The following is an 18207-nucleotide window of genomic DNA, read 5'->3' on the forward strand; positions in this document are numbered from 1 at the left end:
CCGAGGCGACGATGAAAGAATGCGGGTCACCGATGTCCCGCTGAAGGAGAGCAGCATGGCCGAGTACGTTCTGTCGATCGACCAGGGCACGACGTCCAGCCGGGCGATCATCTTCGATCACGCGGGTGCCGTCGTGGCATCCGGTCAGAAGGAGCACGAGCAGATCCTGCCGCGCGCCGGCTGGGTCGAGCACGACCCGGCGGAGATCTGGCAGAACGTGCAGGAGGTCATCGGCCTGGCCCTGACCCGCGCGCATCTGACCCGGCACGACATCGCCGCCGTCGGGATCACCAACCAGCGCGAGACCGCCGTGGTGTGGGACCGTGCGACGGGCGAGCCGGTGTACAACGCGATCGTCTGGCAGGACACCCGCACCCAGGAGATCGTGGATCGCCTTGCGGCGGACGGCGGGATCGATCGCTTCGCCGAGTTCGTCGGACTGCCGCTGGCGACATACTTCTCGGGCACGAAGGTCGCCTGGATCCTCGAGAACGTCGACGGAGCACGAGAGAGGGCGGATGCCGGCGAGCTGATGTTCGGAACGACCGACACCTGGGTGCTGTGGAACCTCACCGGCGGAGTGGACGGCGGTGTGCATGCCACGGACGTGACCAACGCGTCGCGCACCATGTTCATGGATCTGGAGACGCTGCAGTGGCGCGACGACATCCTGAAGGCCTTCGGGGTGCCGGCCTCGATGCTGCCGGAGATCCGCTCGTCGTCGGAGGTGTACGGCACGGCGGAGAACTCGTCGCTGCTGCGCGAGACCCCGATCGCCGGCATCCTGGGCGACCAGCAGGCGGCGACGTTCGGGCAGGCGGCGTTCCGCGCCGGCGAGAGCAAGAACACGTACGGCACCGGATGCTTCCTGATCTTCAACACCGGCGAGGAGATCGTCCGTTCGAAGAACGGGCTGCTGACCACAGTCGGCTACAAGCTCGGCGACGCCCCGACCCATTACGCACTGGAGGGCTCCATCGCCGTCGCGGGCTCGCTGATCCAGTGGCTCCGCGACCAGCTGGGTCTGATCTCTTCCGCACCCGAGGTCGAGGAGCTGGCCTCGCTGGTGGAGGACAACGGCGGCGTCTACATCGTCCCCGCCTTCTCCGGCCTGTTCACCCCCTACTGGCGCCCGGATGCCCGCGGCGCGATCGTGGGCCTCACCCGCTTCGCCAACCGCAACCACATCGCCCGTGCGGCGCTGGAGGCCGTCGCGTTCCAGACCCGAGACGTGCTGGACGCGGTGAACGCGGATGCCGGAGTGGAGCTGAAGGAACTGAAGGTGGATGGCGGCATGGTCGCCAACGATGCGCTCATGCAGTTCCAGGCCGATGTGCTGGGGGTCAGTGTCGTGCGCCCGAAGGTGGCCGAGACCACCGCACTGGGCGCCGCATACGCCGCCGGGCTCGCCGTCGGCTTCTGGAGCGACCTCGACGAGCTGTCCGCGAACTGGCAGGAGGACCGACGGTGGGAGCCGACTATGGCAGCCGACGAGCGCGATCGTCAGCTGCGCCTGTGGCGCAAGGCCGTCACCAAGTCGATGGACTGGGTCGACGAGGACGTGCGCTGAGTCAGTTCTTGCCGAAGAGCTTCTGGATCTCGGCCAGGTCGGCCTCGGTCGGAGCCTTCTGACCGCCACCGAGTCCGAAGCCGGAACCGGTCGGGTTGGAGGCGGCCGTCGGGAGCCCGGCGTTCTCGGCGGCGCGCTTGGCGGGGTTGCCGGAACGGGAGCCGCTCTTGCTCTTGGCGCCCTTCTTGCCGCGCTTGGTCGACGCGCCGGGCTTGCCCATCGGGCCCATGCCGGGGATCTGCGGGGTGCCGCCGCGGGCGACGGTCTTCATCATCTTCGCGGCCTGCTCGAAGCGCTGGACGAGCTGGTTGACGTCGGTGACGGTCATACCGGATCCCTTGGCGATGCGCAGGCGGCGCGAGCCGTTGAGCAGCTTGGGTGTGCGGCGCTCAGTCGGGGTCATAGAGCGGATGATGGCCTCGGTGCGGTCGATCTCCTTCTCGTCGAAGTCGTCGAGCTGCTGCTTCATCTGGCCCATGCCCGGGAGCATCCCGAGCATCTTCTTCATCGAGCCCATCTTCTTCATCTGCTGAAGCTGGTCGAGGAAATCCTCGAGGGTGAAGGCCTCGGTCGCGAGCTTCTCGGCCATCTTCATGGCCTCTTCCTCGTCGAAGGCCTGCTGGGCCTGCTCGATGAGGGTCAGGATGTCACCGAGGTCGAGGATGCGGCTCGCCATGCGGTCGGGGTGGAAGGGCTCGAGGTCTTCGAGGTTCTCGCCCGTGGAGGCGAAGATGATCGGGCGTCCGGTGACGGATGCCACCGACAGCGCCGCGCCACCGCGTGCGTCGCCGTCGAGCTTGGAGAGCACGACACCGGTGAAGTCGACGCCCTCCTGGAAGGCCTTCGCCGTGTTCACGGCATCCTGACCGATCATCGCGTCGATGACGAACAGGACCTCGTCGGGATCGGTGGCCTTGCGGATGTCGGAGGCCTGCTTCATCAGCTCGGCGTCCACACCGAGGCGACCGGCGGTGTCGATGATGACCACGTCGTGCTGCTGACGGCGGGCATGCTCGACGCCGGCCTTCGAGACCTGAACGGGGTCGCCCACGCCGTTGCCGGGCTCCGGGGCGAAGACGGTCGCGCCGGCGCGCTCCGCGACGACCTGCAGCTGGGTCACGGCATTCGGACGCTGCAGGTCGGCGGCGACCAGCAGCGGCGTGTGGCCGTCGGCCTGCAGCTGGCGGGCGAGCTTGCCCGCGAAGGTCGTCTTTCCCGAACCCTGCAGGCCCGCGAGCATGATGACGGTCGGCGGGGTCTTCGCGAACTCCAGCCGGCGCTGCTCGCCGCCGAGGATCGCGACGAGCTCCTCGTTGACGATCTGGACGACCTGCTGCGCGGGGTTCAGCGCCTTGCTGACCTCGTCGCTCAGGGCGCGCTCGCGCACCTTGGCAGTGAAGTCCTTCACGACGACGAGAGCGACGTCGGCATCGAGCAGAGCCCGACGGATCTCGCGGACGGTGCCGTCGACGTCGGCGGGGCTCAGCTTTCCCTTCGTGCGCAGATTGCGGAAGGTCTCGGTGAGCCGATCGGAGAGCGTGCCAAATGTAGCCATGGTGCCCTCGATTCTACGGGAGCACAGCCCTGTCGCAGCGCAGGGAGGCGTTCTGGCCGCCCGCCGCGGTGGAATCTCGCATACGACGTGCGCACGCGCTCGCCAACGCACTCAGGATGCCGGATCAGCCAATTCGGCGCCCTTGGTATCTCACAGCCGGTATATTTGCGACCATGACGATGGATTCCGTACGGTCAGCACCCCGCAGCGACAGCACCCCCGATTCGGAGGAGCCGCTGCAGACCACCGCAGCCCGCCTGATCCGCGACGCCCGCGTCGCCCAGAACCTCACCCAGGCGCAGCTCGCCGCTCGGGTCGGCACCAGCCAGAGCGCGATCAACCGCATCGAGCGCGGCGGACAGAACCTCACCCTCGAGCTGCTCGCACGCGTCAACGCCGCGCTGGGCAACGAGATCCTCACCCTCGGTCAGCCCAGCACCAGCCAGCACATCCGCGTGCAGGGCGGACGACGACTGAGTGGGTCGATCACTGTCAACTCCAGCAAGAACGGAGCGGTCGCTCTGCTGTGCGCGAGCCTGCTCAACCGCGGGCGCACCACCCTGCACCGCGTGGCCCGTATCGTCGAGGTCGATCGCATCCTCGACGTGCTGCGCAGCTTCGGCGTCTCGGCCGTATGGTCCGAGAACGGCGAGGACCTGGAGATCCGGGTGCCCCAGCAGCTCGACCTCAGCGCGATCAACGCCGACGCCGGGCGCCGCACGCGCAGCGTGATCATGTTCCTCGGCCCGCTGCTGGGCCGCCACAAGGAGTTCTCCCTCCCCTACGCGGGCGGCTGCGACCTCGGCACCCGCACGGTCGAGCCGCACATGCTGGCGCTGCGACGCTTCGGCCTGTCGGTCGAGGCGACCACGGGCTGGTACCGGGCGACCGTGACCGAGGTCGGCGACGACGAGCTGCACGTGGTGCTCACCGAGCGCGGCGACACGGTCACCGAGAACGCGATCATGGCGGCCGCCGGCCGCGACGGCGTGACGGTCATCCGCAACGCCAGCCCGAACTACATGGTGCAGGACCTGTGCTTCTACCTGGAGCTGCTGGGCATCCGCATCGAGGGAGTCGGCACCACCACCCTGCGCATCCACGGCAGGAGCGAGATCGACGAGGACGTCGACTACTGGCCCGGAGAGGATCCGGTCGAGGCCATGACCCTGCTCACCGCCGGCATCGTGACCGGGTCGGAGATCACCGTGAAGCGCGTGCCGATCGAGTTCATGGAGATCGAGCTGGGCGTGCTCACCGAGATGGGCCTGCAGTATGACCTCACCCCCGAGTACCCGGGCGCCAACGGACGCACGCGACTGGTCGACCTCACCGTGCATCCATCGACCATGCACGCCCCCGTCGACAAGATCCACTCCATGCCGTTCCCCGGGATCAACATCGACAACCTGCCGTTCTTCGCGGTGATAGCCGCCAGCGCCGAGGGCACCACGCTCATCCACGACTGGGTGTACGAGGGACGGGCGATCCACCTCTCCGATCTCACCCGGCTCGGCGCCGACATCCGCCTGCGCGACCCGCACCGCCTCGACGTCACCGGCCCCACCCGGTGGTCGGCGGCGGACGTGATCTGCCCGCCCGCACTGCGCCCGGCCGTGGTCCTGCTGCTGGCGATGCTCGCCTCGAAGGGCACCAGCGTGCTGCGCAACATCGCCGTGATCGAGCGCGGCTACGAGGGCCTGTGGTCGCGCCTGAACGAGATCGGTGCGGCGATCACGCCCTTCCGCGACTGAGCAGAGGACGAGCCCGGCGGGGTCCGTCCCGTCAGCCCCAGGGAAGATCGTGGATGCTGCGGAGGGCCTCGTCGAACTGCGCTTCGAGCGAGGCCTGACCGGCGCCCTGCTCGGCCCATACCCGCAGTGACGACAGCACCGCGGTGGCCAGCGCGGAGCCGAGGATGTCGGCGCGGATGTCGTCGATGCCGGCGCTGCGGGCGGCGCCTGCGACCGCGGACGAGATCCGGGCATGACGCAGGCCGGTGTCGCGGAGGAGTTCGGAGTCGAGGCCCATCGCCGCAGAGTTGCGCAGGGCGAGCGCCAGCGGGTCGGGGGCGAAGTCCTGGACAATCGGTTCGAGTGCCGCGCGGACCGCGGGCCCGTCGGCATCCGTGCCCAGTGCGGCCAGGGCCACCGACGCCACGGCGATGCGCGCATCCAGCCCCGACCACAGCACGTCGCTCTTCGAGTCGAAGTAGTTGAAGAAGCTCGAACGGCTCACGCCGGCGCGACGCGTGATGTCGACGATCGACGTGGCGTCGTACCCCTGCTCGAGGAACAGCTCGCAGGCCGCCTCGGCGAGGGTCTCCCGCGATGACGCGCGGGGGCGTCCTGCGCGAGTCTCCGAAGCCATGAAGGTCATGGTAGCCGCCGGAGCCGACACACCGCGCCCCCGAAACGGGCGTAGGGTGTTCACAGCACTATTCTTGCACTGCATCCAACAACTTCTGTCCCGTCACGAGGGAGTGCCCATGCTCGACATCCGCTTCGCCGGTCTCGCACCGGACTTCGTCCCCTACCTGGACGGGTGGGAGCTGCAGCGCAGCATCCACCGCGACGTCGTCGCCGGTGCGCGACGCGACACGCTCCTCCTGCTCGAGCACGAGGCCGTCTACACCGCCGGCAAGCGCACCGAGCCCCAGGAACGGCCGCAGGACGGCACGCCGGTGGTCGATGTGGACCGCGGTGGCAAGATCACCTGGCACGGCCCCGGCCAGCTGGTCGGCTACCCGATCGTTCGACTGCAGGAGCCGATGGACGTCGTCGCGCACGTGCGCCGCATGGAACGGCTGCTGATCAGCATCCTGCAGCCACTCGGCGTCGACGGCTATCAGGTCGAGGGTCGCAGCGGCGTCTGGGTGCGCAGGCCTCTCTCCGAGGACAAGGTGGCCGCCATCGGCGTGCGCGTGCAGCAGGGCGTGACCATGCACGGCTTCGCGATCAACTGCGACAACTCGCTCGCAGGCTTCAGCGGCATCATCCCCTGCGGAATCACGGATGCCGGTGTGACCACTGTGAGCGAGGTCGTGGGAGCCGACGTCTCCCCCGCCGACATCGTGCAGGCCGTCGCCGACGCCTTCGCCGCCGAGTACGCCGAGTCAGGGCAGGAGGTGGCCGCGTGAGCGCCGCAGCACCCGAGGGCCGCAAGCTGCTGCGCCTGGAGATCCGCAACGCGGAGACTCCGATCGAACGCAAGCCCGAGTGGATCCGCACCAAGGCGAAGATGGGCCCGGAGTATCAGGCACTGCACTCGCTCGTGAAGGAGGAGGGCCTGCACACGGTGTGTCAGGAGGCCGGCTGCCCGAACATCTTCGAGTGCTGGGAGGACCGTGAGGCCACGTTCCTGATCGGCGGCTCGCAGTGCACCAGGCGCTGCGACTTCTGCCAGATCGACACCGGCAAGCCCGCGGCCTACGACGTCGACGAACCGCGCAGGGTCGCGGAGAGCGTCACCCGGATGGGCCTGCGCTACGCGACCGTGACGAGTGTCGCCCGCGACGACCTGCCCGACACGGGCGCGTGGCTGAACGCCGAGACCGTGCGGCAGATCCACGCGCAGAACCCGAACACCGGAGTCGAGCTGCTCGCGAACGACCACAGCGGCAATCCCGAGTACCTGGGTCAGATCTTCGACGCGCGGCCGGAGGTCTTCGCCCACAACGTCGAGACCGTGCCCCGGATCTTCCGTCGCATCCGCCCGGCGTTCACCTACGAGCGCTCCCTGAACGTGATCACGCAGGGGCACGAGGCCGGACTCATCACGAAGTCGAACCTCATCCTCGGCATGGGCGAGGAACCTGCGGAGGTCATCGAGGCGCTGCAGGATCTGCACGACGCCGGGTGCGACATCATCACGATCACGCAGTACCTGCGTCCCACTCCACGCCACCTGCCCGTGGCGCGCTGGGTCAGGCCCGACGAGTTCGTCGGGTTCAAGGCCGAGGCGGAGCGGATCGGGTTCCTGGGTGTGCTCGCCGGTCCCCTGGTGCGCTCGTCGTACCGCGCCGGGCGGCTCTGGGCTCAGTCGATGCAGTCGAAGGGACGGGAGATCCCCGCCCACCTCGCACACATCGCCGAAGGTGCGGACCTGGGCTTCGCGCAGGCGGTCTAGTCGGCGCTCATGATCGACTGAACCGTGCCGTCGTCGGCGAGGTTCACGAGCAGCACGTCGTCGGTGGCATCCGCATCCAACGCGTACTCCATCACTGCGAACGGATCGGATCCGCCGTGCTCGTCGACGAGGATCGTCATGCTCATCAGGCTGAGCGAGCGGATGATGTCGACCGGGCCGTCGCCGCTCACGTCGACGAGCACATCCTCGAGCTCGTCCCCGTAGGCCTCCTGCTGCTGCAGGATGAACTCGGTGACCTCACTGGTGCGGTCGTCGACCTCGGTGAGCATGGCCCGGCGCACCACAGCATCCAGGTTCTCGATCCCCGCGATCAGTCCCGCCGCCACGTCCAGCGCGGCCTGTGACACATCGTCCTGATCCGGCGCGGTCAGGTCGACGGTCACGGACTGGTCACCGAAATCGACGCGCTCGGTCCAGAAGATGGCCCCGTCGGGCCCTGAGGAGAGAACTCCGAAGTAGTCGTGTTCGATCGCCATATCGCTATGAAACCAGCCTCTGTGTCTGTCCGGTAGTCCTACGCGTCGACGAGCGACTGCACGAAGACGTGCGGAGTGAATCCGGTGAGGTCGTCGATGCCCTCGCCCTGGCCCAGCAGCTTGACCGGGATGCCGGTGCGCTCCTGAACGGCGAGGATGAATCCGCCCTTGGCCGACCCGTCGAGCTTGGTGATCACCAGGCCGGTGACACCGGCATGCTGCAGGAAGGCCTCGGCCTGGAGCACCCCGTTCTGACCTGTCGTGGCGTCCAGCACGAGCAGCACCTCGCTGATCGGGGCGAGCTTCTCGACCACCCGGCGCACCTTCGACAGCTCGTCCATGAGCCCGCCCTTGGTGTGCAGGCGCCCTGCGGTGTCGATGATCGCGATCTCGATGCCCTGCTGCTTCGCGTACTCGACGGTCTGGTACGCCACGGATGCGGGATCCTGGCCCTCGTGCTGGGGACGGACGATCGCCGCTCCCCCGCGTTGCGCCCACGTGGCGAGCTGGTCCACCGCCGCGGCACGGAACGTGTCGGCACCGCCGACGACAACGCTGCGCTCGAATCCGCGCAGGAACTTCGTGAACTTGCCGATGGTGGTGGTCTTGCCGACCCCGTTCACACCGACCACCAGCACGACCGCGGGGCGCTCGCTGAGCTTGAGCGTGGTGTCGAACTTCGCGAAGCGCTCCTCCAGGGTCTCCCGCAGCATGCGCTGCAGGTCCTTCGGGTCGGTCGTGCGATACTTCTCGACCTTGTCGCGCAGCTCATCGAGCAGCTGTTCGGTGATGTCGGGCCCGAAATCCGCGGTGATCAGCGCGGTCTCCAAGTCCTCCCACGTCGTCTCATCGATCGTGGGTTTGACGAACATGCCGCGCAGTGCGCGACCGAGGGACCACGATTTCTCCGCCATACCCCCCAGCCTACGATGGTCGGCATGAGCATCCGTCGAGTGCACGTCCACGGCGCGGGCAGACGCGGAGCAGACGCGTGGCCGAGCGCCCGTGAGAAGGCCGACGAGTTCGTCTCGTTTCCGCCCGCTTCGACGGTCTCGGAGCAGGCGCACCTGCTCGCGCAGGACTTCGGCTCGGAGCCCGTGATCCTCTACGCGCATTCGATCGGCGCGGTGCCCGTAGCGCTCGCGTCCGGGCGGGTGCGGATCGCGGGGCTGGTCATGGTCGAGCCGGCGCTGTACGACATCGCCCGGGGTGCGGAGTCCATCGAACGGCACATCGGGATCGTCACGGAAGCACGCGCACAGGCGGATGCCACCGGCGCACGCTGCGCCAGTGCATCCCTGGCGACCTCAGGGCATTCTGGGCGATCCTGCGTCCTCTGATGTTCGGCGGACCGTTCGAGCCGGATGCCTGGGAGCGCGAGCATCCTGTGGCGGAGAGGTGGGCGAAGACGAACCTGCCCTGGGGTCATGGCGTACGGGCTGGCATGCTGCACGGCATCCCGACCCTGGTGGTGACCGGCGGCTGGAACGACGAGTACGAGCAGATCGCAAAGGTGCTGGTCGATGACGGCGCGCAGCATGTCGTGCTGGTCGGCGCCCAGCACAGGCCGATGGACCTGCCGGCCTTCGCCGAGGCAGCGCTCGCCTTCGAAGCTGCGTTGTGACCGAGGCATACACCAGGCGAGCAGTTTCGTCGTCCGGAGTCACGCGGCGTGTCGGCGCGCCGGAGGCCACGACACGCCGCTACAGCAGCTGAGGCTCCGGACGACGAGACGCAGCCGTCAGACGGCTGCCGCGGCGCGGTCGCCGACGCGCTGACCGACGACGGCAGAGACGCCGTCCTGCCGCATGGACACGCCGTACAGCGCATCCGCGATCTCCATGGTGCGCTTCTGGTGGGTGATGACCAGCAGCTGCGAGTTCTCCCTCAGCTGCTCGAACACCGTCAGCAGTCGTCCGAGGTTCGCGTCGTCCAGGGCCGCCTCGACCTCGTCGAGGATGTAGAACGGGCTGGGGCGCGCCTTGAAGATCGCGACGAGCAGCGCCACCGCGGCCAGGGAGCGCTCACCGCCCGAGAGCAGAGAGAGCCGCTCGATCTTCTTGCCGACCGGACGGACGGCCACCTCGATGCCGGTGGTGAGCATGTCGTCGGGGTTCGTGAGCGAGATGCTGCCCGAACCGCCGGGGAACAGCAGCGGGAAGACCTCGCCGAACGCCTGCTTGGTGTCCTCGAACGCGGCGGCGAAGATCACCTGCATCCGCTCGTCGAGCTCGGCGATGATCGCGAGCAGATCCTGGCGGGTCTTGGTCAGGTCGGTCAGCTGCTCGGTCAGGAACGCGTGCCGCTGCTCGAGCGCGGCGAACTCCTCCAGTGCGAGCGGGTTCACGCGCCCCAGCTGTCCGAGTTTGCGCTCAGCATCCTTCAGCCGGCGCTCCTGGATGCGGCGATCGAAGGGGATCTCGGTGTCCTCGTCCTGCTCCTCCGCGCCCGGATCGCGTGGAACCGGCTGATCCGGACCATATTCCGCAATGAGAATATCTTCGTCGAGTGCGAGCTCGGAGGCGACGCGCTCCAGCAGGCTGGTCAGGTGGAGCTTCTTCTCGTGGATCTGCAGCTCGAGTCCGTGCACGCTCTCGGTGAGGCCTGCCAGTCGTTCCCGCAGCGAGGTCTCCTGCACGCGCAGGGCCGACAGCTCCTCGTTGTGCGCGGAACGTTCGGACTCCGCGGCAGCCAGCGCGACGCGCGCCTCGGTCACCGAGCGGTCGATCGAGTCCAGGACGCGCGGGACCTCCTCGGCGACGGCGGATGCCGCCTCGCGCTGAGCACGGCGGATGACGGCACGACGCGCGGCCTCGGCCGCAGCATCCCGCTCCTGCGCGCGCTGGCGCTCCAGCGAGGCGACGCGCGCTTGGGCGGCCCGGACACGCTCGCGGAGCGTCTCGATCTCCAGTCGTGCACGGACCTCGCCCTCACGAGCGGCTTCCAACGCCTCCAGCAGACCGTCGCGGGCAGAGGCGTCCAGGACGGGGCGGGGTTCGGACTCCGACGCTTCCAGCTCGCCCTGCGCGCGGGTGGCGGCGGCCTCGGCATCCGCGACGGCCGCCTGCGCCTGGGCGAGACCGGACTCCAGACGCTCGCACTCGGCGATCGCGGCCTCGTGCTGCACCGTGACCCGGTTCACCTGCTCGGCGTGACTGGCGAGTTCGGCGTCGTGCTCGCGCAGCATGCGCAGGGCTTCCTTGGCGCGGCGGCGCGTCTCCTCGACGCGCTCGGTGGCGCCTTCGCGCGCGTCGCGCAGCTCGGTGGCGGTCACCCGCACGTCCGCCAGGCGTTCGGTCGCCGCATCGCGCTCTGCGGCGAGCTCCAGGCGGGACGCCTCTCCGGATCCGGCGCGCATCGTGTGGGCGGTGATGACTTCGCCGGTCTTCGTGACGATCGTGGTCTGCGTGTCGGAAAGCGCGTCGAGCACCTTGCGCGCGGCACGGGCCGCCGCGAGGTCGTCTGCGATCAGCACCGCGGACAGGATCCCGCGCACACCTGCGGGGGCATCGACCACCTCGGCCGCCGACACCGTCCCCGGGGTGTCCGGTGAGGTGGGCGACGCATCCACTGCGGAGTCGGCGATGACGAAGTCGACCGTTCCGCGCGCTCCCCCGGAGGAGACCAGATCGAACGCCGCGGCGACGTCGTCGACCAGCACGCCTTCGGTGAGCGGACCGAGCACGGCGGCGATCGCGGCCTCGTAGCCGGCGCGCACCTGCACGGCGTCTCCGACCAGACCGCGCACCCCGGATGCGCCGGATGCCACGATCTCGGCCGCGCCGCCGGAGAGTGCCAGCGCGCTGCCGAGCGCGGCGGCCTTCGCCGTCAGCGAGTCGGCCTCGCGCTCTGCCTCGTGCAGTCGTTCGCGCAGCGAATCGCGCTCGCCTTCGGCCTCGGTGACCTGCTTCTGCGCCTCGTCGTACGCCGCCGCGTACTCCGCGGCCGTCCCCTCGGGTGCCTCGGCGTCGGCGATCGAGTCGAAGGCCTCGGCTGCCTCACGTCGTCGCACGTGGGCGGCCTCCAACGCGCTCGCCTGCCGCTCCACGGCACCGCGCACGGCGGCGAGGGCGGATGCCGCGGCATCCGCGTTCCCGCGCAACGAGCTGAGCCGCATGTCGTACTGGGAGACCAGCGCGCTCTGCTCGGCGATGTCCACGTCCAGCGTGTCCAGCTCTGCGCGCGCGTCGACGACCTCGCGGCTGGCGAGCACGGCGGCATCCTGCGCGTCGCCCAGCCCCTCGGAGATGCGTGTGATCTCGTCCTTTGCCTCGTCGATAGTGTCCTGGGTGACCGTGATCGCGGAGATGGTGTCGTCGTCCTCGGTGCCGAGCAGCGCCAGGCGCTGGTTGGCGAGGGTGTACAGGCTCCGCATCCGCTCCTGGGCCTGCTCCAGCCCGAATGAGACACGACGTGCCTCATCGACGGCGGCGGAGTTCTGCTGCGCTTCGAGGCGTTGGATGCCGGAGCGCACGGTGTCGGCCTGCTCTGAAAGCACCAGCCGTTCGGTGTGCCGTTCGTTCTCGGTTCGGGTGTGGTCGGCCAGCGCTGTGCGCAGCGCGACGACGTCATCGGCGAAGATCCGCGCCTTGGCATCGCGGACGACCGCGGCGATACCGGCCGCCTCGCGGGCGATCTCGGCCTGCTTGCCCAACGGCTTGAGCTGCCTGCGGATCTCGCCCGCGAGGTCGCTCAGACGGGTGAGGTTGGTCTCCATCGCATCGAGCTTGCGGATGGTCTTCTCTTTGCGACGGCGGTGCTTGAGGATACCTGCCGCCTCCTCGATGAAGCCGCGACGGTCTTCGGGCGAGGCCTGCAGGACGGTGTCCAGACGGCCCTGGCCCACGATCACGTGCATCTCGCGCCCGAGCCCGGAATCGCTCAGCAGTTCCTGCACATCGAGCAGTCGACAACTGGAGCCGTTGATCGCGTACTCGCTGGAGCCGTTGCGGAACAGGGTGCGGCTGATCGTCACTTCGGCGTACTCGATCGGCAGCGCACCGTCGCTGTTGTCGATGGTGAGTTTCACCTCGGCGCGTCCGAGCGGACCGCGCGTGGAGGTGCCGGCGAAGATGACGTCCTCCATCTTGCCGCCGCGGAGGGTCTTGGCACCCTGCTCGCCCATCACCCAGGCGAGCGCATCGACGACATTCGACTTGCCCGATCCGTTGGGCCCGACGATGCACGTGACGCCCGGCTCGAAGACGAACGAGGTGGGCTGGGCGAAGGACTTGAAGCCCTTGAGCGTCAAGCTCTTCAGATGCATGCGCGCACCGTTCGTCGTGCTGGTCGGCCGGGGAGAATCACGCCGCCACGCTACCGGAATCCGGGCCTCGCACCAGGATCCCGCGCGGCGAGGAGACGGATCGATCCGAAACGCGACACGCCGATGAACAGAAATGGCTTGACGTCAGCTGTGAGAATCCACTAGCTTTGCAAACCGGATCGCTCACGAAAGGAGAACGCTCATGATCACCGCGAACATCACGCCACCAGCCGCAGGCTCCCACGCCTCGCGCGCCGCGGATCAGACGTTCTCCGTCTTCGGCTTCCGCACCAGCGCGCTCTCGTAGAACTGCAGCTCGCGATCTGCTCCTCTGGAGTCTGATCCCGCCCGGTTCCCGCCGCTCCCGCATCGGTCGATGACTTCGACCCTCTGCATCCCGTGCGACGTCTCCCTTCGTCGAGACCTCTCGCCCGCGCCCCGTCCGTCATCGGACTCTCCGACAGAAATCGGACGCTCTCGCAGCGACCGCTCCGTCGGAAGACGGTGGACGTCGCGCATCGTCCCCTTCTGGAATTCAACCTGAAACGAGCACTCTCGTGAGTACTGAAGCACTGCTTCGCCAGACCATCCACCCGCCTTGTACCGAGGACGAGATCCTCGAGATCACCGTTCCCGCCGACCGCGCTGAGCTCACGCTCGGTGACCGGCTCTCCCTGCGCCTCGGCCTGTGGCTGCTGCTGCGGGCCCAGCGCAGCCCGCGTCGCGCCCGCACCCTGAGCCACGAGGACGTCATGCTCCTTCGTGCCCGTCCTCGGATCACCGAGCACGAGGCCATCAGCGTGCTCACCTTCGACCTGCAGCGTCAGCTGCGCTGATCTGGAGATCATGATGAGCATTCGACTCACCGATACGGCGGTTCTGCGTCCGCTCGTACTGCCGGCACGAGCGGACGCGGCACCGACCGAGGACATCCGTGTCTATGCCGACGTGCGCAATCGCGCGATCCGCGACGTCACCGGCCGCGACGACGACGACATGACACCGGAGTCGCTGCTGCCGATCCTCCGCTCGAACTCCACAGCCTCGCGCAGGCAATGGATCGTCGAGCAGGACGGTCAGGCGGTCGGCTGCGTGACGTACGCCATTCCGCAGGACGGGGAAGCCGCGACCGCGTTCGTCACCATCGCCCTGCGCAAGCACGCCTGGGGCGCGGGCATCGGGTCGGCCGCGCACGCGTACGTCGAGACCGAGCTGCGCTCGGAGGGCATGCGCACCCTGCTGCACTGGGCCGAGCACCACCACGACGGGTCCGGTCTCGAGCCGATCCCGTCGCCGATGGGATTCGGATCGGTTCCCGCCGACCATGCGGCACGCTTCCTGCAGCGCCACGGCTACCACGTGGAGCAGGTGGACCGCGGCAGCGAGTACGTGTACTCCGCCGCCGGCATCCGCGATCTGGAGGCGCTGCGCGCCCGGGCCGCAGCGCCGGCGGCGGGGTACCGCATCGTGCAGTGGATGATGCCGACGCCCGCCGACCGCGTCGAGGGATACGCGTGGCTCAAGTCGCGGATGTCGACGGATGTCCCCGAAGGCGACCTCGGGCTTCCGGTCGAGGTCTGGGATGCCGCCCGCGTCGCCGAGCACGATGACAGATACGCGCAGCGCGGCTGGACCGTGCAGGTCACCGCCGCCGAGCACGTGGACACGGGCGAGCTGTGCGCGTTCAACGAGCTGACCATCGGGCCCGATCCGACAGGCCCCGCCCACCAGCAGGACACCCTGGTGCTGGCCGATCACCGCGGGCACCGTCTGGGGATGCTCGTCAAGACCGCAGGTCTCCTCTCCTGGCACGAGCGCTTCCCCGCGTCCGCCCGAGTCATCACCTACAACGCCGAGCAGAACCGGCCGATGCTCGACATCAACGAGGCCATCGGCTTCACCCCCTTCGCCTACGAGGGCGCCTGGAAGAAGGTCCTGACATGACAGACATCCTCATCACCCCGATGGTCGTTCCCCCGACCGCCGACGCTCCGGATGCGACCGAGTTCCGTGCGATGATCGAGCTCGCCAATCAGGCGGCCGAACTCGACGCCGGCATCGACGACCTCCGCGACACGGCGGAGCAGGTGCTGCCGTCCTGGCTCGACCAGTCCGACCGCGTCCACCGCGGCTTCATCGCGCGCAGTCGCGGCGAGATCGTCGGAGCCGCCGCGATCACGACGGCGACCCAGTCGGGCACCAGCGCTGCGGAGATCGAGCTCATGCTCCTCCCCGCGCACGCACAGAACGGGGTCGGAGCGGCGCTCCTGGAACGCATCGAGCAGGAGGCGCTCGTGCTCGATCGCAGCATCCTGCAGGCCTGGACGCTGCACCCGGCGGCGGGTGGAGAGCGGATGCTGACCCCGGCGACCGGATGGGGCGAGGTGGCCGCCACACCGCTGAGCGAGCTGCTCGGGGCGAATGGCTACGCACTGGAACAGGTCGAGCGCAACAGCATCCTCCCGTTCGACGGAACGCTCGACGACGCCGAGCGGCGTCTCGCCGAGGCGGTCGCCTTCGCGGGTGCCGACTACCGGATCGTGTCCTGGACGCTGCCCACGCCACCGGAGCTGCGCGCCGGCTACGGCAGCATGATCGCCCGGATGGCTACGGACGTGCCCAGTGGCGATCTTGAGTTCACTGTGGAGACGTGGGACGACGAGCGCGTCGCGAGGCGTGACGCGACCTTCGCCGCCGGCGGCCAGACGATGTCCGTCGCCGCTGTGGTGCACGAACCGTCCGGCGCGATGGTCGCCTTCAACGAGCTGAACATCGGTGCGGACCCGATCGGCGTCACCCACCAGTGGGGCACACTCGTCGTGAAGGAGCACCGCGGAAGGCGGCTGGGCACGATCGTGAAGTGCGCGAACATCCTGCGCTGGCGCTCCGTCGCCCCGGACTCCCCCAAGATCTCCACCTTCAACGCCGAGGAGAACCGGCCGATGCTGGACATCAACGAGAGCATCGGCTTCGTCCCGGCATCGTATGCGGGCGCCTGGCAGAAGCGCCTGTCCTCGGAGCCGAACACGTGACGGGTGAGGAGGGACGGATGCTGCTGAGCACGTCGCGCCTGGATCTGCGCGAGATGACCGAGTCGGACCTGCCCGCGCTGCGCGCGATCCTGCAGGATGCCGAGACGATGACCGCGTACGAGGGCGCGTTCGACGACCAGCGTGTGCAGGCCTGGCTGATGCGGACGCTCGCCTGCTACCGCGACGACGGCTTCGGCCTGTGGGCCGTGATCCTGCGGGAGACCGGCGAGATGATCGGCCAGTGCGGAATCACGCGCCAGCACATCCTCGACAAGGACGTGCTGGAGGTGGGCTACCTGTTCAACCGCGCACATTGGCACCACGGCTATGCCGCCGAGGCGGCGGCGGCCAGCCGCGACCATGCGTTCGGGACGCTCGGCGCCGACCGCGTGTACGCGCAGATCCGGGACACGAACATCGCCTCCATGAATGTGGCGATCCGGCTCGGCATGACCGTGCGCGGCCGGTTCGTGAAGCAGTACCGGGGCGTGGACATGCCCCACCTGGCGTTCGCGATCGATAGTCCGACAGCGGCCTGACCTAGCATCGTCATATGACCGGAGCCCCCTACGACCTCGATCTGCACGCAGTACACGACCCGGCCACTCCCCCTCAGCAGCTCGCGGACATCGCGGCCCGACGATACGATCTGCACGCGCTCATCGCCGTCCACCCGCAGGCGTACCCGGATCTTCGCACGTGGATGGGCCAGGTGAACCCGGTCACCCCGCAGCCGCCGTACCTGACGATGCCGGCCGGTGCTCCGGCCCCCATGGCACCGCGTCGTCGAAGCGGAATCGGGTTCTGGATCGGCGGTTGCGGCTGCCTCACGCTCATCGTCGTGATCATCCTGGTCGTCACGATCGGCGGGCTGCTCGGCAGCAGGAGTTCGAACCCGTCCTCGCCTGAGGGCGATCCGAGCGGCGCTGCCGCCCAGGATCAGGTCATCGCGGAACAGATGGGGATCTACGCGGAGGAGAAGGCGAAGTACGACGCACTGGCTGCGCAGCTCGAGGGAAACCCGGTCGCACCCCTGGTCATCGATCAGGACTTCGTGAATCGCATCGCGAAGGAAGCAGCCGTTCCGAACATCTCGGAGATCACCGCGCGGTCGGTGGCGCAGCGCACTCGTGAGTTCCGAGAGGAGCTGGAGGCCGAGGTCTCTGCGGCGCGGGAGCGGCAGGGCAACAGCTCGGGCACGCTGACCGAGCAGATCGTCGACCAGGCCGGAGGCGGATTCATCGACATCCGCTGGGATGCCGATTCGGCCTGCGGCGATGCGGAGGACGACAGCATCACCACGGGCTGCGTGCTCACCGGCCATCCGCTTGTCGTGCACCTTCAGCCCGAGGACCAGGCCGGCAGCGACTGGGAGCGCGAGATGGTGACCGTCCACGAACTCGCCCACGTCTACCAGAACGCCGACGCCCGTCGCTTCGAGGATGGCAAGGGCGAGGCGGATCGCCTCGTCGAGAAGGGGCTGTTCCAGGGCAGCGACGAGAAGATGGCCGACTGCTATGCACTCACCTACTACGACCGGGATTCACTCAAGCACGGGAACGTGACACTCGGCTACGGCTACGTGTGCAACGCCTCGGAGCGCCAGGCCATCCGCACGTGGGCGGCCGACCTCAACGCGCCGATGCCGGGCTGACCCTGTCCTTCATCACGACGACGGGCAGTACGGCTCCCGTTCGACTCACCCGAGACTCCCTGCTCACGATGTCCATGCCCAGATACTCGTAGAGTGCGATGTTGCCGGCCTCGTCCGCGCGCACGGCGCACGACAGACCGTCGAGCCCCTCGGCCTCGGCCTGTCCACGCAGAGCACGGACGAGCTTTCCGGCCAGACCGGTCCCCCGGGCATCGGGGTCCACACCCAGTCGCCCGAAGTACAGCGTTCCGTCCTGGGCACGCGTGTACTTGACCACCGCGACCATGCGCCCGCCGGCGCGTACGACACCCAGGCGAAGACCGTCCGCCATCTCGGCGCGCAGGGTGTCCGCCGTCTCCTGCAGAGCACCGGACGGCTGTCCTTTGGCCGTGTACTCGTCGAACGCGCGATGCATCACCCCGATCGCCTCCAGCACGGACGCCTCCTCCGCGAACAGATCGATGACGATGCGGGGATCCTCGGCCGGCGTGCTCATCAGATAAGC

General features: G+C 68.5%; 17 protein-coding genes. 11 read left to right on the top strand and 6 right to left on the bottom strand.

Annotated features, from left to right (window positions below):
- Positions 1–55 precede the first annotated feature (55 nt).
- Complete coding sequence (glpK, locus tag QF046_RS03180) at positions 56–1570, top strand: glycerol kinase GlpK (protein WP_307366122.1); 1515 nt, start codon at positions 56–58, stop codon at positions 1568–1570.
- Position 1571: 1 nt separating this feature from the next.
- On the opposite strand, the gene ffh is transcribed toward glpK, so the two are convergent.
- Complete coding sequence (ffh, locus tag QF046_RS03185; RefSeq protein WP_307366124.1) at positions 1572–3125, bottom strand: signal recognition particle protein; 1554 nt, start codon at positions 3123–3125, stop codon at positions 1572–1574.
- 173 nt (positions 3126–3298) lie between these two features.
- Between ffh and QF046_RS03190 the strand changes: the two genes are divergently transcribed.
- On the top strand, positions 3299–4879 hold the full coding sequence (locus tag QF046_RS03190; protein WP_307366126.1) for a UDP-N-acetylglucosamine 1-carboxyvinyltransferase: 1581 nt from the start codon (positions 3299–3301) through the stop codon (positions 4877–4879).
- A gap of 31 nt (positions 4880–4910) precedes the next feature.
- On the opposite strand, the gene QF046_RS03195 is transcribed toward QF046_RS03190, so the two are convergent.
- Positions 4911–5495 carry a TetR/AcrR family transcriptional regulator gene (locus tag QF046_RS03195; protein ID WP_307366128.1) on the bottom strand — a complete coding sequence of 195 codons (585 nt, stop codon included), beginning with the start codon at positions 5493–5495 and terminating at the stop codon, positions 4911–4913.
- Between the two features lie 118 nt (positions 5496–5613).
- Between QF046_RS03195 and lipB the strand changes: the two genes are divergently transcribed.
- Both lipB and lipA read left to right on the top strand, forming a co-directional pair.
- Positions 5614–6264, top strand: coding sequence for a lipoyl(octanoyl) transferase LipB (gene lipB / locus QF046_RS03200; protein WP_307366130.1), 651 nt, complete (start codon positions 5614–5616; stop codon positions 6262–6264).
- On the top strand, positions 6261–7253 hold the full coding sequence (gene lipA / locus QF046_RS03205; protein ID WP_307366132.1) for a lipoyl synthase: 993 nt from the start codon (positions 6261–6263) through the stop codon (positions 7251–7253). Before lipB ends, lipA begins: the two co-directional genes overlap by 4 nt.
- Here the strand turns inward: lipA and QF046_RS03210 are convergent.
- Both QF046_RS03210 and ftsY read right to left on the bottom strand, forming a co-directional pair.
- Entirely contained in the window at positions 7250–7750 is a 501-nt protein-coding gene (locus QF046_RS03210) for a DUF2004 domain-containing protein (RefSeq protein ID WP_307366134.1), read from the bottom strand. The genes lipA and QF046_RS03210 overlap by 4 nt on opposite strands.
- A gap of 38 nt (positions 7751–7788) precedes the next feature.
- Positions 7789–8664 (bottom strand): signal recognition particle-docking protein FtsY, encoded by an 876-nt coding sequence (gene ftsY / locus QF046_RS03215; RefSeq protein ID WP_307366136.1) that lies wholly within the window; start codon positions 8662–8664, stop codon positions 7789–7791.
- Between the two features lie 24 nt (positions 8665–8688).
- Here ftsY and QF046_RS03220 point away from each other — a divergent pair, with 24 nt between their 5' ends.
- Together QF046_RS03220 and QF046_RS03225 are read left to right on the top strand one after the other, a co-directional pair.
- Positions 8689–9090 carry a hypothetical protein gene (locus QF046_RS03220; protein WP_307366138.1) on the top strand — a complete coding sequence of 134 codons (402 nt, stop codon included), beginning with the start codon at positions 8689–8691 and terminating at the stop codon, positions 9088–9090.
- Positions 9090–9374, top strand: coding sequence for a hypothetical protein (locus QF046_RS03225; protein WP_307366140.1), 285 nt, complete (start codon positions 9090–9092; stop codon positions 9372–9374). The genes QF046_RS03220 and QF046_RS03225 overlap by 1 nt, the downstream gene beginning before the upstream one ends.
- A 117-nt stretch (positions 9375–9491) precedes the next feature.
- Here QF046_RS03225 and smc read toward each other — a convergent pair whose 3' ends face one another.
- The gene (gene smc / locus QF046_RS03230; RefSeq protein WP_307366142.1) at positions 9492–13016 is read right to left on the bottom strand and encodes a chromosome segregation protein SMC; all 3525 of its coding nucleotides are present in this window, start codon (positions 13014–13016) and stop codon (positions 9492–9494) included.
- A 557-nt stretch (positions 13017–13573) separates the two neighbouring features.
- Here smc and QF046_RS03235 point away from each other — a divergent pair.
- Genes QF046_RS03235 through QF046_RS03255 form a run of 5 tightly spaced genes read left to right on the top strand, consistent with a single transcriptional unit; the run spans position 13574 to position 17702 of the window.
- Entirely contained in the window at positions 13574–13852 is a 279-nt protein-coding gene (locus QF046_RS03235; RefSeq protein ID WP_307366144.1) for a hypothetical protein, read from the top strand.
- A 10-nt stretch (positions 13853–13862) separates the two neighbouring features.
- Positions 13863–14960, top strand: a complete 1098-nt coding sequence (locus tag QF046_RS03240) for a GNAT family N-acetyltransferase (RefSeq protein WP_307366146.1) — start codon at positions 13863–13865, stop codon at positions 14958–14960.
- Entirely contained in the window at positions 14957–16048 is a 1092-nt protein-coding gene (locus QF046_RS03245) for a GNAT family N-acetyltransferase (RefSeq protein WP_307366148.1), read from the top strand. The genes QF046_RS03240 and QF046_RS03245 overlap by 4 nt, the downstream gene beginning before the upstream one ends.
- Before the next feature lie 17 nt (positions 16049–16065).
- A complete protein-coding gene (locus QF046_RS03250; RefSeq protein WP_307366150.1) occupies positions 16066–16587 on the top strand; it encodes a GNAT family N-acetyltransferase in 522 nt (173 codons plus the stop codon).
- A gap of 14 nt (positions 16588–16601) precedes the next feature.
- A complete protein-coding gene (locus tag QF046_RS03255) occupies positions 16602–17702 on the top strand; it encodes a hypothetical protein (protein WP_307366152.1) in 1101 nt (366 codons plus the stop codon).
- Here QF046_RS03255 and QF046_RS03260 read toward each other — a convergent pair.
- Positions 17680–18198, bottom strand: a complete 519-nt coding sequence (locus tag QF046_RS03260; RefSeq protein ID WP_307366155.1) for an N-acetyltransferase — start codon at positions 18196–18198, stop codon at positions 17680–17682. The genes QF046_RS03255 and QF046_RS03260 overlap by 23 nt on opposite strands.
- Positions 18199–18207: the final 9 nt, after the last annotated feature.

It is taken from the genome of Microbacterium sp. W4I4 (assembly GCF_030816235.1).
Taxonomy (GTDB): Bacteria; Actinomycetota; Actinomycetes; order Actinomycetales; family Microbacteriaceae; genus Microbacterium.

Bases quoted from the DNA above. Each gene is read 5' to 3' on its own strand.
- QF046_RS03250 (WP_307366150.1), top strand. From the start codon at position 16,066: ATGCTGCTGAGCACGTCGCGCCTGGATCTGCGCGAGATGACCGAGTCG.
- QF046_RS03255 (WP_307366152.1), top strand. From the start codon at position 16,602: ATGACCGGAGCCCCCTACGACCTCGATCTGCACGCAGTACACGACCCG.
- ftsY (WP_307366136.1), bottom strand. From the start codon at position 8,664: ATGGCGGAGAAATCGTGGTCCCTCGGTCGCGCACTGCGCGGCATGTTC.
- QF046_RS03190 (WP_307366126.1), top strand. From the start codon at position 3,299: ATGACGATGGATTCCGTACGGTCAGCACCCCGCAGCGACAGCACCCCC.
- ffh (WP_307366124.1), bottom strand. From the start codon at position 3,125: ATGGCTACATTTGGCACGCTCTCCGATCGGCTCACCGAGACCTTCCGC.
- lipB (WP_307366130.1), top strand. From the start codon at position 5,614: ATGCTCGACATCCGCTTCGCCGGTCTCGCACCGGACTTCGTCCCCTAC.
- QF046_RS03260 (WP_307366155.1), bottom strand. From the start codon at position 18,198: ATGAGCACGCCGGCCGAGGATCCCCGCATCGTCATCGATCTGTTCGCG.
- QF046_RS03240 (WP_307366146.1), top strand. From the start codon at position 13,863: ATGATGAGCATTCGACTCACCGATACGGCGGTTCTGCGTCCGCTCGTA.
- QF046_RS03195 (WP_307366128.1), bottom strand. From the start codon at position 5,495: ATGGCTTCGGAGACTCGCGCAGGACGCCCCCGCGCGTCATCGCGGGAG.
- QF046_RS03210 (WP_307366134.1), bottom strand. From the start codon at position 7,750: ATGGCGATCGAACACGACTACTTCGGAGTTCTCTCCTCAGGGCCCGAC.
- QF046_RS03220 (WP_307366138.1), top strand. From the start codon at position 8,689: ATGAGCATCCGTCGAGTGCACGTCCACGGCGCGGGCAGACGCGGAGCA.
- QF046_RS03245 (WP_307366148.1), top strand. From the start codon at position 14,957: ATGACAGACATCCTCATCACCCCGATGGTCGTTCCCCCGACCGCCGAC.
- QF046_RS03225 (WP_307366140.1), top strand. From the start codon at position 9,090: ATGTTCGGCGGACCGTTCGAGCCGGATGCCTGGGAGCGCGAGCATCCT.
- smc (WP_307366142.1), bottom strand. From the start codon at position 13,016: ATGCATCTGAAGAGCTTGACGCTCAAGGGCTTCAAGTCCTTCGCCCAG.
- glpK (WP_307366122.1), top strand. From the start codon at position 56: ATGGCCGAGTACGTTCTGTCGATCGACCAGGGCACGACGTCCAGCCGG.